General features: G+C 70.3%; 15 protein-coding genes, 2 tRNA genes and 1 pseudogene. 5 read left to right on the top strand and 13 right to left on the bottom strand.

Features of this window, described 5'->3' with window-relative positions:
• Positions 1 to 100: 100 nt before the first annotated feature.
• Both ACIBKY_RS23860 and ACIBKY_RS23855 read right to left on the bottom strand, forming a co-directional pair.
• Positions 101 to 181: pseudogene (locus ACIBKY_RS23860) on the bottom strand (hypothetical protein); the annotation flags it as partial.
• A gap of 33 nt (positions 182 to 214) precedes the next feature.
• Complete coding sequence (locus ACIBKY_RS23855; RefSeq protein ID WP_397099443.1) at positions 215 to 685, bottom strand: group II truncated hemoglobin; 471 nt, start codon at positions 683 to 685, stop codon at positions 215 to 217.
• A gap of 34 nt (positions 686 to 719) precedes the next feature.
• On the opposite strand from ACIBKY_RS23855, the gene ACIBKY_RS23850 reads away from it, so the two are divergent.
• On the top strand, positions 720 to 1,349 hold the full coding sequence (locus tag ACIBKY_RS23850) for a phosphotransferase (protein ID WP_397099441.1): 630 nt from the start codon (positions 720 to 722) through the stop codon (positions 1,347 to 1,349).
• Here the strand turns inward: ACIBKY_RS23850 and ACIBKY_RS23845 are convergent.
• The 3 genes from ACIBKY_RS23845 to ACIBKY_RS23835 form a co-directional block, all read right to left on the bottom strand.
• Entirely contained in the window at positions 1,315 to 2,238 is a 924-nt protein-coding gene (locus tag ACIBKY_RS23845) for a hypothetical protein (protein ID WP_397099439.1), read from the bottom strand. The genes ACIBKY_RS23850 and ACIBKY_RS23845 overlap by 35 nt on opposite strands.
• Before the next feature lie 80 nt (positions 2,239 to 2,318).
• Positions 2,319 to 2,975, bottom strand: coding sequence for a response regulator (locus tag ACIBKY_RS23840; protein ID WP_397099437.1), 657 nt, complete (start codon positions 2,973 to 2,975; stop codon positions 2,319 to 2,321).
• On the bottom strand, positions 2,972 to 3,994 hold the full coding sequence (locus ACIBKY_RS23835; protein ID WP_397099435.1) for a sensor histidine kinase: 1,023 nt from the start codon (positions 3,992 to 3,994) through the stop codon (positions 2,972 to 2,974). Before ACIBKY_RS23835 ends, ACIBKY_RS23840 begins: the two co-directional genes overlap by 4 nt.
• 93 nt (positions 3,995 to 4,087) lie before the next feature.
• Here ACIBKY_RS23835 and ACIBKY_RS23830 point away from each other — a divergent pair, with 93 nt between their 5' ends.
• A complete protein-coding gene (locus tag ACIBKY_RS23830; protein ID WP_397099433.1) occupies positions 4,088 to 4,546 on the top strand; it encodes a hypothetical protein in 459 nt (152 codons plus the stop codon).
• Between the two features lie 39 nt (positions 4,547 to 4,585).
• On the opposite strand, the gene ACIBKY_RS23825 is transcribed toward ACIBKY_RS23830, so the two are convergent.
• From ACIBKY_RS23825 to ACIBKY_RS23800, 6 genes are all read right to left on the bottom strand, one after another.
• Positions 4,586 to 4,662 (bottom strand) — tRNA-Met (locus tag ACIBKY_RS23825).
• 98 nt (positions 4,663 to 4,760) lie between these two features.
• Positions 4,761 to 4,837, bottom strand: a tRNA-Met gene (locus tag ACIBKY_RS23820).
• Between the two features lie 98 nt (positions 4,838 to 4,935).
• Positions 4,936 to 7,887, bottom strand: coding sequence for a UPF0182 family protein (locus ACIBKY_RS23815; RefSeq protein ID WP_397099431.1), 2,952 nt, complete (start codon positions 7,885 to 7,887; stop codon positions 4,936 to 4,938).
• 128 nt (positions 7,888 to 8,015) lie between these two features.
• Positions 8,016 to 9,062 (bottom strand): PDZ domain-containing protein, encoded by a 1,047-nt coding sequence (locus tag ACIBKY_RS23810; protein WP_397099429.1) that lies wholly within the window; start codon positions 9,060 to 9,062, stop codon positions 8,016 to 8,018.
• Positions 9,063 to 9,071: 9 nt separating this feature from the next.
• Positions 9,072 to 9,497: a molybdenum cofactor biosynthesis protein MoaE gene (locus ACIBKY_RS23805; protein WP_397099427.1), complete on the bottom strand. Its 426-nt coding sequence runs from the start codon at positions 9,495 to 9,497 to the stop codon at positions 9,072 to 9,074.
• Between the two features lie 10 nt (positions 9,498 to 9,507).
• The gene (locus tag ACIBKY_RS23800) at positions 9,508 to 10,578 is read right to left on the bottom strand and encodes an NAD-dependent epimerase/dehydratase family protein (protein ID WP_397099425.1); all 1,071 of its coding nucleotides are present in this window, start codon (positions 10,576 to 10,578) and stop codon (positions 9,508 to 9,510) included.
• Positions 10,579 to 10,711: 133 nt separating this feature from the next.
• On the opposite strand from ACIBKY_RS23800, the gene ACIBKY_RS23795 reads away from it, so the two are divergent.
• From ACIBKY_RS23795 to ACIBKY_RS23785, 3 genes are read left to right on the top strand one after another with little or no spacing between them, the layout of a single operon-like run.
• Positions 10,712 to 11,905 (top strand): zinc-dependent metalloprotease, encoded by a 1,194-nt coding sequence (locus ACIBKY_RS23795; RefSeq protein ID WP_397099471.1) that lies wholly within the window; start codon positions 10,712 to 10,714, stop codon positions 11,903 to 11,905.
• Positions 11,902 to 12,444, top strand: a complete 543-nt coding sequence (locus ACIBKY_RS23790; protein WP_397099423.1) for an NUDIX hydrolase — start codon at positions 11,902 to 11,904, stop codon at positions 12,442 to 12,444. Before ACIBKY_RS23795 ends, ACIBKY_RS23790 begins: the two co-directional genes overlap by 4 nt.
• Positions 12,445 to 12,456: 12 nt before the next feature.
• Positions 12,457 to 13,455 (top strand): endonuclease/exonuclease/phosphatase family protein, encoded by a 999-nt coding sequence (locus ACIBKY_RS23785; protein WP_397099421.1) that lies wholly within the window; start codon positions 12,457 to 12,459, stop codon positions 13,453 to 13,455.
• Here the strand turns inward: ACIBKY_RS23785 and ACIBKY_RS23780 are convergent.
• Positions 13,354 to 13,941 (bottom strand): hypothetical protein, encoded by a 588-nt coding sequence (locus ACIBKY_RS23780; protein ID WP_397099419.1) that lies wholly within the window; start codon positions 13,939 to 13,941, stop codon positions 13,354 to 13,356. The genes ACIBKY_RS23785 and ACIBKY_RS23780 overlap by 102 nt on opposite strands.
• Positions 13,935 to 14,312: a M48 family metallopeptidase gene (locus tag ACIBKY_RS23775; protein ID WP_379610488.1), complete on the bottom strand. Its 378-nt coding sequence runs from the start codon at positions 14,310 to 14,312 to the stop codon at positions 13,935 to 13,937. Before ACIBKY_RS23775 ends, ACIBKY_RS23780 begins: the two co-directional genes overlap by 7 nt.
• Positions 14,313 to 14,333 lie beyond the last annotated feature (21 nt).

Genomic DNA, 14,333 nt, shown 5'->3' with positions numbered 1-14,333 from the left:
GGGGGGGGGGGTTTGTGGACGTCGTCCCCGCGCCTGTCCCCCCGCCGGCGGCGGCGGGGGGGGGGGGGGGGGGGGGGGGGCCCCCGCCCCCCCCCCCCCCCACGTCTCTGCCTCGGGCGAGCGCGCGCCGCCCTTCGTCGAGCATGGCGTAGGTCTTGCCCACGCCGGGGGCCGCGCCCAGGTATATCCGCAGCGTCCCCCTCATAGATCCAGGTTACGGCTGGTACGGCGGCGCCACCCCCCAGCCCCACCGCGGCGTCGGCGCCTTGGCCGGAGGATTCGCCCCGGGCTGCGAGTTGTGCAGCGCGAGCCGCGTCCCCCACTCGATGTATCCGGCGAAGGCGGCCCTGAACTCGGGGTCGTCCGGCAGCCCGACCTCGTCGGCCGCGTCCATCAGCAGGTTGACCCACCGGCGGCGTTGTGGCTCGGTGATGCCCTTGCCGAGGTGCTGGGAGAGCATGTGCGGGTATCCGCCGCGTTCCTCGGTGTAGCGGGCCGGCCCGCCGAACACCTCACTCAGCCACATGGCCACATATCGGGGATGGCCCGGATCCATATGCGCGAAGAGCGGCCCGACCACGTCGTCCTTCTTCACCTTCGCGTAGAAGGTCGCGGTGAGCCGCTCGAACGCGTCGCTGCCGCCCGCCCAGTCGTACAGTGTCGGTACTTGCTCATTGTCAGCCACGTAATCATGTAATCATGAATGGGCGGCACCTGTCATGGACCTCATCGGCAAAGGGCGCACAGCCGACGTTTTCGCACTATCTCCCACCAAAGTGCTTCGCCGCTACCGTGATGGCGACACCGCCCTCGACGAGGCCCGCGTGATGGAGCACGTACGCGCCCAGGGCTACCCGGTGCCCGAGGTGTTCGACGCGACCGAGACCGACCTGGTCATGACCAGGCTGCACGGGCCCACGATGTTCGAGGTCCTGGTCAGGAAGCCGTGGAAGGTCGCCGGCCACGGGCGGCTGCTGGGCCGGCTGCACGACCGCCTCCACGCGATCGAGGCGCCGGACTGGCTCGACCCCTCCCCCGGCGACCGCGTGCTCCACCTCGACCTCCACCCGCTCAACGTGATCATGACGCCCGACGGCCCCTCGGTCATCGACTGGTGCAACGCCGCGGCGGGCGAGCCCGCGTTCGAACTGGCCACGACCTACCTGACGCTGCGCACGAGCGAGATCCCGATCACGATGATCAAGCTGATCCGCCGCCCGCTCGCCCGCGCCCTCCTGCGCGGCAGCGCCACCGATCCGTTCCCGCGCCTGGCCGACGCCGCCGCGGCCCGCCTGCGCGACCCGCACACCACCCCTACCGAGCGGGTACGGCTGCGCCGCCTGCTGTGAGACACCGCGGCCGGGTCCTGCGCTGGTAGTCCCAGGCCACCACGGCGAAGGCGAGCCCCGCCCCGGCGAACCCGACGATCCCGGCCGGCCCCACGAACCCCGGCAGCGGCAGCGCGCCCAGCCCGAAGACCAGCAGGTACCCCACCCCGAACAGCCCGTACGGCCCCAGCGTCGCCCCCAGCCACGCCGGCACGAGCGGCAGCCAGCGCGGCACGCGCCGTCCGGCCAGTCCCGGCACCCATCGCGGCCACACCTGGCTCCACGGCCGGGTCATGGCCACCAGCAGGAAGACCCCAAGCAGGGCCAGCAGCGCCGTGAGGTCGACGCCGAAGTGCGCCAGCACCGCCATGAACCCGCCGCCCTCGATGTAGCCGGTCCGGTACTCCAGCCCGAAGGCCACCTTCGCCCCCGCGTAGGGCAGGAAGAAGGCGGCTCCCACATAGGCCGCCCACCGCACCCCCTTGGGCGCCGTCGTGGCCTCGGGAAAGCGCAAGGGCACCGGTCCGCCGTCCGCGTGCGCGTACCCGCACCTCCCGCAGGCGCCGCGCGCCCGCCTGCCGACGACCAGCGCCGCCCCCACGAGCGACAGCATCACCAAGACGCGCGCCACCTTGGCCAGGAACCCGGGCCAGTTGTCCGGCCGTCCCAGTCCCAGCAGCGTCACGAGATCCTGCAGCAGCCCGAACGTGCTGAAGGCCAGCACCACCACGCCCGCCCACACCACCCAGCCCCGTCTGAGCACGAGTCCCGCCAGCCCGAGCGCGCCGCCCACGGCCCCCACCCACCCGGGCACCGCCGCGCCCGCCAGACCCAGGACCACCGCGAGCGCCGCGAACCCGCCCGCCGCATACCCCACCCACCGCGGCCACGACCGCCAGATCCTTCGCATGACTTCATGATCGACCGTGCGGCGGGCGCGTTCCTCCTGCCCAAGTCCGGTTGTACGGCTACCGCACCCGCGGCAGCCGGCTACCGCGACCGCGGTACGACCAGCCCCGACTCGTAGGCCACGACCACCAGTTGCGCCCGATCCCGCGCGCCGAGCTTGGACATGGCCCGGTTCACATGCGTCTTGGCGGTCAGCGGCCGCATGTCCAGCTTCACGGCGATCTCGTCGTTGCTGTGCCCCTTGGCCACCAGCGCCAGCACCTCCCGCTCCCGCCCGGTCAGCCCGTCCAGCGCGGGCACCTCGGCGGGCGCGACGGCCGTGAACGCCTCGATCAGCCCCCTGGTCACCGCGGGCGCGAGCAGCGCGTCACCTCGGGCGACCACGCGGACCGCGTGCAGCAGTTCCTCCGGCTCCACGTCCTTGACCAGGAAGCCGCTCGCGCCCGCCCGCAGCGCGGCGAAGACGTTGGCGTCCTGGGCGTAGGTGGTGAGCATGAGCACGCGCACGCCCTTGAGCTCGGGGTCGGCGGCGATCCTGGCGGTGGCGGTGAGCCCGTCGACCGACGGCATGCGGATGTCCATCAGCAGAACGTCCGGCCGCTCGTCGCGGGCCAGGGCCACGGCGGCGCCGCCGTCGGCCGCCTCGCCCACGACCTCGATGCCTGGAGCCGACTGCAGGATCAGCCGGAACCCGCCGCGGACCAGCGCCTGGTCGTCGGCGAGCACCACCCTGATCATCGGCGGCCCAGCCGGGCGAGCGGTCCCGGCCGCAGCGGCAGCCTGGCCGACACCGTCACGCCGGTCTCCGGGGCGTCGGATCTGACCCTGACGTGCCCGCCCAGCGCTCTGGCCCTGGCCTTCATGCCCGCGATGCCGCTGCCCGCCCGGCCGATGCCGCCCGTGCCGTCGTCGGTGACGTCGATGAGCAGCGCGCGGGACGTCCGCTCCATCCGTACTCCGGCCGAGGCGTCCGGTCCCGCGTGGCGCAGCGTGTTGGTGAGCGCCTCCTGGATGATGCGGTACGCGGCGTGGTCCACCTCGGGACGCAGTTCCCCCGGGCTTCCCGTGACCTCGACGGGCAGGCCGGCCCGGCGTACCGCGCCGAGCAGGTCGTCGATCCCGGTCAGTGACTCGCCCTCCAGGAAGACGCTGTCGCGGACCCGGCCCATGGCCTGTTTGCTGGTGTCGCGGATGGCCTGGAGCGCCTGCCGTACCTCGGGATGGGCGTCGCCGAGCAGGTGCAGCGCGGTCGCGGACTGCACCGTGATGGCGGCCATGCCGTGCCCGAGCACGTCGTGCAGTTCCCGTGCGATGCGCAACCGCTCATCGTGCCCGGCCGCGCGCGCCCGAGCACGCACGAACTCCCCGGCCAGTACGGCGCAGCCCAGCATGCCCGCCCACGTCAGCATGTAAATGGCCCGCACGGCGACATCCTCCGGCAGGAACGCGGCGCCGGCCGGCACCGCCGCCAGCCCGGCGGCGGCCCAGAGCCGCATCCCGCGCACCGCCGCCGTGTACAGGCCGGCCATCGCCGGGCCCATGATCAGTCCTGGCAGGTAGCCGAGGCCGAGAAGCAGCCCGAGCGAGCCGCAGGTCAAGGCCATCACCGCGGCGGGAAAGCGGCGGCGCAGCGCGACCGCGGCGGCGCCCGCCAGGAAGAGCGCGTAGAACAGCGTGTCGGGGTCGCGGCCGAAGGGCTGGTCCAGCGGCAGGAGGCCGGCCAGCGCCAGACCGGCGGCCAGCAGCACATCACCCATGACGCCATCCTGTCAGCCGCGCGAGATTAGGGCCTTGTTCACGATCACGAAGCCCCCCAAGATGCTTAGCGTGCTACAGAAGGGACGAGTGAGGTGGACAGCACGCTCACGGAAACACCGGTGCTCGCCCGACCGGCCGGGCCATCGAGGCGCCTGAACCGGCGCTGGTGGTGGGTGGCGGGGTCGCTCGTAGCGGCGGCCCTGCTGGTACAGACCCCCATGTGGATCAACGACATGCGACTGAGCGCACTGGTCGAGCGGGTACGCGCCTACCCGCTGCCGCCGGGCACCCAGCCCAACGTGGTCGCACAGGGCAAGGTCGGGCTGCAGATCGGCAACAGCAACCACTGCGATTACCTCGTGCGGTTGTCCTTGGTCACGACGCTGCCGGAGGCCGCGGTCGTGAAGTACTACGAGAGCACGACGATCCGCGGCGTCCAAGGCGGGACATTACCCGGCGAGGTGTACTTCGCCGGAGGAAAAGGACCGCGGCCGGTGATCGTGGAATTCCTGGAAATGCACGACGCCGGCCTGGATTTGCGTTGCCGGTGAAAACACGAAGGCCCTGATCGCAATGATCAGGGCCTTCTTTGGTAGCGGGGACAGGATTTGAACCTGCGACCTCTGGGTTATGAGCCCAGCGAGCTACCGAACTGCTCCACCCCGCGTCGGTGTGTGTCTTAACCATAGCGGTGATTCACCGCGGACGCAAAACGAAGATCACGGAAAGCACGAAGGCCCTGATCGCATTGATCAGGGCCTTCTTTGGTAGCGGGGACAGGATTTGAACCTGCGACCTCTGGGTTATGAGCCCAGCGAGCTACCGAACTGCTCCACCCCGCGTCGTCGTGCTTCACGAGAGTATCCGCCACCGGGTGCCTGCGCAAACCGATACGCCGGAAGCGGCGAGGACCCCACCGAAAAGGCGGGGTCCTCGTCGGTCATCCGCTGGTCGCGGTGGCCGTCGGTGAAGGCGGCGGCGTCGATGGCGGTGGCGTGGACGGCGGCGTGGACGGGGAGGGCGAGGCGGACGGCGTGGCCTGCGGCTGGGTGGCTCCCAGCGCCTGCAGCTCCTTCAGTGCCGTCTCCAGCTTCTTCTGCGCCTCGCCGTACTTCACCCAGTCGGGCGGTGAGGCCTTCAGGGCCGCCTGGCCCTCCTGATAGGCCGTCTCGACGGCGGTGATGGCCTTGGTCAGCGCGGTGGTGTTGGTGTTCGGCTTGGTCTCCGTGGGTTTCTCACCCGTCTGCGTCGGTGGCGCGACGCCGAAGACCTCCTTCAGGGCGGCGTCCAGCGTGTCGCCGAAGCCAACCTTGTCCCCGAACAACACCAGCACCTTGCGCAGGCTCGGGAAGCGGCCCGCGCTCTCCTCCTTCGGCTGGACGTAGACCGGCTCGACGTAGAGCAGGCCGCCGCCGAACGGAAGCGTGAGCAGGTTGCCGTAGATGACCTCGGTGGCGCCGCCGGTGCCGCGCAGCAGGTTCAGCCGCTCGGAGACCGTCGGGTTCGACAGGAACGTGTTCTGTGCCTGTGGCGGACCCTGTACCGCCGTGTTGCTGGGTAGCTGGAGGATCTCCAGCTTCGCCTGCGACGGGTCGGCGGTGGCGTCCACGGCCATGAAGGCGGCCATGTTCTGCCGGCCGTTCGGGACGAAGGTCGTCGTCAGCGAGAACCGCTCGCTCCCCTCCGGCATCTTCATCGTCACGTAGTACGGCGGCTGCTTGCTCTTCTTGGTGGCCGGGTCCTCGGGGACCTTCCAGAAGTCCTGGCCGCCGAAGAACGCGCCCGGGTCGGTGACGTGGTACTGCGTCAGGATCTCCCGCTGCGCCTTGAACATGTCGGCCGGGTAGCGCAGGTGGTCGCGCAGCTCGGCCGGGATCTCGGCCTTCGGCTTGATGATCGTGCCGAACGTGTTCTGCCACGTCTTCAGCACCGGGTCGACGTCGTCCCAGGCGTACAGGGTCACGGTGCCGTCGTAGGCGTCCACGGTGGCCTTGACCGAGTTGCGCATGTAGTTGATGACGTCGGTCGGCGCGGGCTGCGGCTGACCGGCCACCAGCTTGCTGGTCTGCACGTCGGTGGTCAGGTCGCCGAGGCTCTTGCGCTGGGAGTACGGGTAGGAGTCTGACGTCGTGTAGCCGTCGACGATCCAGACGATCCGGTTGTTCACGATCGCCGGGTACGGGTCCTTGTCCAGCGTCAGGAACGGCGCCACCTTGCCCACGCGCTCCAGCGGCTTGCGCTCGTACAGGATCCGCGAGAAGTCGTTGACGTCGGAGGAGAGCAGCAGGTTGGTCTCGCCGTACTTGGCGGCGTAGAGCAGCTTCGTGAAGAAGTTGCCGATGGGCACGCCGCCGTTGCCGGCGTAGGTGTTGTTCTTCTGCCCGCTGCCGCCCTGCTGGTCGTCGGGGTAGTCGAGCTCGACGCCCTGGCCGGGGCCCGGCTTGGGGCCGCCGACGATGGAGTATTCGGGCGAGTTCTCGCCGAAGTAGACGCGGGGCTCGAACTTCGGCCCGATCAGGTCGCCGACCGGCGGGATGTCCTTGGCGTTGAAGACCGGCAGGCCGCCGGAGCCCACCTGGTTGCCCGGCGCGGCCACGAAGCCGAAGCCGTGGGTGTAGACGAGGCGGCTGTTGATCCAGTTGCGCTCGGCCTCCGGCGGCAGCCCGATGTCGCGGACCGAGACCACGGTGTCGCGGATCTTGCCGTCGGGCGCCTTGTAGCGGTCGATGTCCAGCTGCTCGGGGAACTGGTAGTAGCCCTTGATCTGCTGGAGCTGCTGGAACGTCGGCGACAGGATCGTCGGGTCGAGCAGGCGCAGACCGGGGATCGCGCTGGCCTCCTGCTGAAGGACCTGCTCGGTCGCGCTGGTCGTCGCGCCGTACTGCTTCACCGAGATGTTGTTGTCGTCGACCTTGAACGCGTCCCGCGTGGCCTGGATGTTTCTGGAGATCGACTCCTTCTCCTTGGCCTGCTGGTTCGGCTTGACCTGGAACTGCTCGACCAGCGCCGGGTAGACGCTGCCGATCAGCACGGCCGACAGCACGAGGAGGCCGAAGGAGACGCCCGGCAGCATGCCGCCGGGGCGGAAGACGCCGGCGAACAGCATCGCGGCGCAGATCAGCGCAATGATCGCGAGAATGGTCTTGGCCGGAAGCACCGCGTTGAGGTCGGTGTAGGACGCGCCGAAGACCTTACCGCGATCGGAGAAGACCAGGCCGTAGCGGTCGACCCAGTAGGCCACCGCCTTCAGCAGCACGAACACGCCCAGCAGCACCGACAGGTGGGTGCGGGCCGCGCGTGAGGCGTGCACGCCGGGCGACTGCAGGCGGAACCCGCCGTACAGGTAATGCGTGATCGCGGCGAGCACGATCGAGATGATGATCGCGGTGAACAGGAAGTTCAGCGCCATCCGGATGAACGGATAGTCGAACATGAAGAACGACACGTCCAGCCCGAACATCGGGTCTGTCTTGCCGGCCTTCACGCCGTTGGAGAACTGGAGCCAGGTCTTCCACTGGCCCGCCACCGACGACCCCGCGAACAAGGCGAGCACGGCCATGCCCACGATGAAGATCAGCTTGCGGTGGGGGTCGAGCGCCATCCGGTAGCGGTCGGCGCCGCTGCCTCCGCCGAACATGGCGGGGCCGAACATCGGCCGCATCCTGAACGCCAGCAGCATGTTGCCGCCGGCTATGCCGACCATCAACAACGCGCCGACCAGGAACAACACGATCTGCGTCAGCATCACGCCGGAGAAGACCGAGGTGTACCTGACGGAGTCGAACCAGAGATAGTCGGTGTAAATGCCAGCAAACAGGAAGAAGAACGCCACAATCGCCACGAGGGCGATCGCGACAGGAAGCAGCAGTCGCGGGCGGCGGGGCAAGCGCATCGCCCTGCCGGCTCCTGGGGTCCGGAAGCTCAAGGCCAACCCCTCGTCGTGGTGAACAATCGTCTCGCTCTGGCAACCTACACCGGTGTGCCAGCCGTACGGCTAACGCACGACGGGCGCGAGAAGTTTCAGCTCGCCGTACATGCGGGAAGATCTGTCTTTCCCTGGCGCAGCGCGTCGAGTGTCGTGACCATGTCGTGCAGGGTCTCCGCCTTCACCAGCCGCAGCCCGTCGGGCGCCGCCTTCAGCGCCTCGGCGCAGTTGTCGGCCGGGGTGAGGAAGAGCGTGGCGCCCGCCTTCTTGGCGCCGACCATCTTCTGCGCGATGCCGCCGATCGCCCCGACCTCGCCCTCCGGCGTGATGGTTCCGGTGCCCGCGATCGACTTGCCGCCGGTCAGGGAGCCGGGGGTGAGCTTGTCGACGATGCCGAGTGAGAACATCAGGCCGGCGCTCGGCCCGCCGACGTCGCCCACGCTGATGCTGACCTTGAACGGGAACTTGTACTTGGCCTGCATGGTCATCCCGACCATGGTCGCGCCCTTGTCGCCCGAGGTGGTCTTGACCGTGACGTCGACCTTCTTCTCGCCTCTGGCGACGCCGAACACCACGTCGGCGCCCGGCTTGAGCGCGCGGACGGTCTCACGGACCATGTCGACGTCGGTGACCTTCTTGCCGTCGATGGCGTTGATCTCGTCGCCCTTCTGCACCTTGCCGTCGGCGGGCTTGCCCTTCTCCGTGGAAAGGACCGTGACGACGGTGCTGTAGGGGATCTTGAGCTCGGTGAGCGCGGCGGCCGTCGCGTTGTCCTGCGAGTTGGCCATCTCGACGGTGTTCTCTTCCTCGACCTGCTTGGCGGTGCGGCTCTTGGGGAAGATCGTCTCTTCCGGCACCACCGCGACGTTCGGGTCGAGCCAGCCGCGCAGCGCGGTCATCAGGTCGATGCGGCTGCTGGGGCCGCCCTGGTAGGCGACGGTGACCAGGCTGAGAGCGCCGTCGGTCGGGTAGACCTGGCGGCCCGTGATCGCGATGACCGGCTTCTTGTCGACCTCACCGATGGTGTTCTCGGTCGGGCCGGGGCTCAGCACGACGTAGGGCACCTTCATGAGGGCGCCGACGACACCGAGGGCGAGCACCATAAAGCCCGCCACGAGCAGGGTCAGGGCACGTCGTGACATGGAGAGAGCTTATTCGCAGGCGCCGACCCACTCGGCCGACCCGTCCCCGAAGAGCTGATGTTTCCAGATGGGGACCTCGGCCTTGAGGTCGTCGATCAGGCGTCGTGAGGCGGCGAAGGTTTCGCCGCGGTGCGGGCAGGCCGCCGCGACGATGACCGCGATGTCACCCAGCTCCAGGTCACCGACCCGGTGGACGGCGGCGAGCGCGGTCACGGGGAAGTCCGCTGCCACCTTCTCGGCCACGCGGCGCAGCTCCGCCCGCGCGGACGGGTGCGCGGAATAGGAGAGCCGCTTGACCGGCTTGCCCTGGTCCTGCTCGCGTACGGTGCCGACGAACAGGGTCGTCCCGCCCGCCGCGTGGTCGCCCACGGCGGCGTACACCTCGTCGACGGACAACGGGGTGTCGCGAATGTCTAGCAACCGGATGACGTCCACGCAAACAAGCCTACAGGCGGCGCCTCTTGCGGACCTGACGGACGATGGCGGCGGTGCCGATGACGGCCACGGTGGCGCCGGCCGCGGTGAGCGTCGCCTCCTTGACGGGCAGGCGGCGTCCGGCCACGGTGGTGCGGTTCTCGCGCAGTTCGAGCAGCTGCTCCAGGGCGGCCTCATTGGTCCAGGCGGGTTTCCAGCCGGCCTCGCGCAGCTGGGCGCAGTCGACGACCCACGGGTAGACGACGTAGTGCAGGTCCGTGGCGGGCGCCGGGGTGATGCCCAGCCGGTGCAGGCGCTGGGCCGTGCCGAAGGTCAGGCCCGCGGGCAGCTCGAAGCGCCGGATGCCGGACAGCTCCTCCACCTGCTCCTGCTCCAGCCAGCCGTCGGAGCCCACGGCCACCACGCCGGTGACCACGCCGCGGGCGGCCAGTTCCAGCGCCGAGACCAGATCCTCGATGTGGCAGAACTGCCAGCGCGGGGTGCAGCCCTTCACCGCCAGCAGCCGGGGCGACTCGAAGTGGCGGGTGATGACGGTGTCGGCGCCCGGGCCCACGACGGCGGCCGGGCGCAGGACGGTCACGTCCAGGCCGGTGTTGCTCCTGATGGCCCGGCGGACCAGGGCCTCGATCTCCAGGTAGTCGCCGACGACGCCGGTGTCCGGCTCCGCGGCCACCGCGGAGTCCTCCGGCAGCGGGACCGGGTTGTCGGGGGCGGCGCCGTACACCATCGCGCTCGTGACGAGCACGACGCGGCGCACGCGCGCGGCGGCGCTGGCGGTGAGCACGGTCTGTGCGGCGCGCAGGTTGTACGCGCGGCGCTCACCGGGGTTGGAGTCGACGGCGTAGTCTCCGGCCAGGTGGACCAGCACGTCGATGTCGGAGATGCGGTTCGCCAAGAGCGGATCCCGGACGTCGATCACTCGCCAGGTGACGTCCTGGACGTCGCCGCGCTGCTCGTCGATGGCCACCACCCTGCGGAAATCCGCTGAGTTCGCGAGCCTTGCGAGCAGCTCGCGACCGAGGCCGGAGGCCGCGCCGGTGACGGCGACGACCGGTTGGCGCGGGCGTTTCGAGGTAGGCACACGGTCCTCACTTTGCACTGATCCGCCGTAGGACGACTAACGTGGCGGATGTGGACTCCTCCATCCTGCACGAGGTAGAGCGGTGACTGACCTGCCAGGTCGTGAAAACGACCCCAACGAAAACCCGTTCGCCATGTTCGGCAACCCTGAGCAGATGGCTCAGGCGATGCGCCAGTTCGCCGACATGCTGTCGGCGCCTCAGGGTTCCGGCCCTGTCAACTGGGACATGGCCAAGAACATCGCCCGACACGCGGTGGTCGCCGAGGGCGATCCCTCCGTCATGGACGGAGAACGCCGCCAGATCATCGACGCGCTCAGTCTGGCCGACCTGTGGCTCAACGAGGCCACGGCGCTGCCGAGCGGGGTGTCGAACCCGCAGGCGTGGAGCCGGTCCGAGTGGATCGAGAACACCGTCCCGGTGTGGCGCAAGCTGTGTGAGCCGATCGCCGAACGCATGGTCGAGACCATGGGCGGCGCGCTCGGCGGTGCCGGCCTGCCCGCCGAGGCCCAGCAGATGGCCGGGCCGCTCATGGGCATGCTCAAGCAGATGGGCGGCATGATGGTCGGCCAGCAGATCGGGCAGGCGCTCGGTTCGCTGGCGCGCGAGGTGATCGGCACGACCGACATCGGCCTGCCGCTGTCGGACACGGCCGCGCTGCTGCCCGGCGGCATCGCCTCCTTCAGCGACGGCCTCGAACTGCCCGCCGACGAGATCCGGCTGTACCTGGCGCTGCGCGAGGCGGCCCATCACCGGCTGTTCCAGCACGTGCCGTGGCTGCGTTCGCACCTGCTCGGCGCCGTCGAGGAGTACGCCAAGGGGATCACGGTCGACACCTCGGCGCTCGAAGAGCAGATCCGCGGCCTCGACATCAGCAACCCCGAGGCGCTCCAGGAGGCGTTGAGCGGCGGCGCGCTGCTCAAGCCAGAGGAGACCGAACGGCAGAAGGCCGCGCTGGCCCGTCTGGAGACGATGCTGGCGCTGGTCGAGGGCTGGGTGGCGACCGTCGTGGACGCCGCGGCGGAGGGCAAGCTGCCTTCGGCCAACGCCCTCGCCGAGACGGTACGCAGGCGCCGCGCCACCGGCGGCCCCGCCGAGCTGACGTTCGGCACGCTGGTGGGCCTGGAGCTGCGTCCGCGCAGGCTGCGGGAGGCGGCGGCGCTGTGGCAGGCGCTGGAGGCCGACCGCGGGCTCGACGGCCGCGACTCGGTCTGGGGTCACCCCGACCTGATGCCGACGGCCGAGGACCTCGACCACCCGGACACGTTCGTGAAGGGCGATTCCGACTGGGACATCTCCAAGCTGGACGAGCCCGGAGAATCGGAGTGACGCTGCGCTCTGACGCGGTCGCCGTGCTGACCGGCTGGTCGGCGCCGACCCCCGAGGAGGAGGTGCTGCGCAAGGAGTTCCTGGAGCACCTGGCGACGCACGCCGACGCCATGTACCGGGAGTGCGTTCCCGGGCACCTGACCGCGACCACCGCGGTGTTGTCCCACGACGGTGCGCGGGTCCTTCTGACGCTGCACCCGAAGGCGGGGATGTGGCTGCCGATGGGCGGCCACTGCGAGCGCGCCGACCGGACGCTGACGGGGGTGGCGCTGCGGGAGGCCGGGGAGGAGTCCGGAATCTCTGGACTCCGGCTGCTTCCGGGCCCGCTGGCGCTGGACAGGCACGAGGTCTGGTGTCATCCGCCGCGTTCGTGGCACCTTGACGTGGAGTACGCCGCCGTGGCGCCCGAGGGCGCGGAGGCGGTGATCAGCGAGGAGTCCCTGGACCTGCGCTGGTTCCCGGTGGAGGAGATCCCCGAGTTGTCCGACGAGGCGACCAGGCGGCTGGCCAGGCGCGGCAGGGCGGCACTTCTGGCCTGAGGGGGTTTCGCGGTGGTCGGAGGGACGATCGTCACTCCTGCCCGCCGTGCGCCGGTGCGCGCCTCCCTCGCCTGGATCCTGGTCATCCCCTTCGCCGTCTGGGCTGTGGCGCGGGTGGCCGGGCTTGAACGTGGCGGGCCGTTGACGCAGGTCATGTCGGCCACGCCGTACGTCGCCCTGGGGTCGTTGCTTCCCGTCCTGGTCGCGGTCTTCGGGCGGCGGCCCGTCGCCGCGTGCGTCGCCGTTGTCACCACGGTCGCGCTGGCGTCGTGCGTGCTGCCCCGGGCGTTCGGTGACGGCGCCGTCGCCGGTGGCAGGCCGTTCACGGTGCTGTCGGTGAACTTGCTGGCCGGCCGGGCCGATCCCGCGGCTCTGGTGGATCTGGTACGGCGGGTGCGGCCCGACGTCCTGAGCGCCCAGGAACTGACGCCCGAGGCCGTGGACCGGCTGGACGGCGCCGGGCTGGGCGGGATGATGCCGTACCGGGACCTTCAGGCGGAGCGGGGCGTGTTTTCGCGGCACCCGCTGACCGGATCGGTGGTCAGCCTGCCCGGCGGCGGACGGGTCGAGGTCCTCGCGGTGCATCCGCCGCAGCCCACGTCGGAGAATCTGGAGCGGTGGCGTACGGCTCTCGCGGCGCTGCCCTCCGCCTCGGTGGAGATCCCGCGGATCCTGGCCGGGGACTTCAACGCCACGCTCGACCATGCGGCGCTGCGCGAGGTGCTGGCCCGCGGGTACACGGACGCGGCCGACCGGGCCGGAGCCGGGCTGGTGCCCACCTGGCCGGCGAACGCGCGGCTGCCGCCCATGATCACGATCGACCACGTGCTGGTGGACGCCCGCGTGGGCGTGCGGGAGGTCGGCGTGCACACCCTGCCGGGAACCGACCACCGGGCGGTGGTGGCCCGGCTAGAACTTCCCCAGGAGGGCGCGGGTGTTGTCCCAGCCTTCGAGACCGGGGTCCAGGCGGAGGACGTCGTCCGGGGTACGCAGGCGGTGCCAGCCGGGTGACGCCGCGACCATGCGGCGGCCCGGGGCCTGGGCGCGCAGGTCGGCCACCGGGTCGTGGGCGTCCAGGTCGGGGTCGGCCCAGCCGGGGAGGGGAAGGTGACAGGCCAGCGCGACGGCGCCGCCGTACTCGGAGGGGCACAGGGCGAGCTGGGCGCGGCCGAGTTCGCGAAAGAGCTTGCCGATGAGGAGCGGGGGCAGGTCGGGGGCGTCGGCGTTGACGACGGCGGCCTGGTCGCCCGGGAGGCGTCTGATGACGTCCTTCAGGGGTTCGTCATCGTCCATCGTGATCACTTCGGTGCCGGGCCAGACGATCTCCTCCAGGCCGGGCACGCTCGTCACCAGTACCGGAGTGACGAGTTCGAGGCCGGCCACCATCTCGTAGGTGTCCTCGGCCACGGCCGTCAGGAACTCCTCCTGATCCACTCCGTCAGGGGCCGCCTTCGCCATGTTCCGGCGCGCGAGAACCGCGACGGTGCGGATCAACATTCCTCCGGGGCGTTGTGCGCGGCGGCGGAGAATCCTTCGAGGAACCCGCGCGCCCGCTCGGCCTTGGGATACTGTTCGACCAGAGCCCAGAACTGGGGGCCGTGGCTCGGCACCAGCAGGTGCACGAGCTCGTGGATGATGACGTAGTCGATGACCCATTCCGGCAGGCCCTTGAGGCGGGTCGAGATCCTGATCGTGGCGTTGTCCGGGGTGCACGAGCCCCATCGGTGCTGCTGGTTGTCCACCCAGCGGACGGTGGCGGGCCGCGCTCTTCCGTCGAGGTACTTCGCCGACAGCTCGTTGGCTCTGGCCTGGAGTCCTTCGTCGGTGGGTCTACGCCGCCGCTCCTTGGCCGCCAGCCGATCGAGCATCCGGCTCACCCATTCATCAGC

The sequence above is a fragment of the Nonomuraea sp. NPDC050394 genome (genome assembly GCF_044459065.1).
Taxonomy (GTDB): Bacteria; Actinomycetota; Actinomycetes; order Streptosporangiales; family Streptosporangiaceae; genus Nonomuraea.
The sequence above is the reverse complement of the archived record's forward strand: the minus strand, read 5'-3'. Positions and strand labels throughout refer to the sequence as shown.

Coding starts and splice junctions, on each gene's coding strand:
- ACIBKY_RS23850 (WP_397099441.1), top strand. CDS start 720: ATGGACCTCATCGGCAAAGGGCGCACAGCCGACGTTTTCGCACTATCT.
- ACIBKY_RS23845 (WP_397099439.1), bottom strand. CDS start 2,238: ATGCGAAGGATCTGGCGGTCGTGGCCGCGGTGGGTGGGGTATGCGGCG.
- ACIBKY_RS23840 (WP_397099437.1), bottom strand. CDS start 2,975: ATGATCAGGGTGGTGCTCGCCGACGACCAGGCGCTGGTCCGCGGCGGG.
- ACIBKY_RS23835 (WP_397099435.1), bottom strand. CDS start 3,994: ATGGGTGATGTGCTGCTGGCCGCCGGTCTGGCGCTGGCCGGCCTCCTG.
- ACIBKY_RS23815 (WP_397099431.1), bottom strand. CDS start 7,887: ATGCGCTTGCCCCGCCGCCCGCGACTGCTGCTTCCTGTCGCGATCGCC.
- ACIBKY_RS23810 (WP_397099429.1), bottom strand. CDS start 9,062: ATGTCACGACGTGCCCTGACCCTGCTCGTGGCGGGCTTTATGGTGCTC.
- ACIBKY_RS23795 (WP_397099471.1), top strand. CDS start 10,712: ATGTTCGGCAACCCTGAGCAGATGGCTCAGGCGATGCGCCAGTTCGCC.
- ACIBKY_RS23780 (WP_397099419.1), bottom strand. CDS start 13,941: ATGTTGATCCGCACCGTCGCGGTTCTCGCGCGCCGGAACATGGCGAAG.
- ACIBKY_RS23775 (WP_379610488.1), bottom strand. CDS start 14,312: ATGCTCGATCGGCTGGCGGCCAAGGAGCGGCGGCGTAGACCCACCGAC.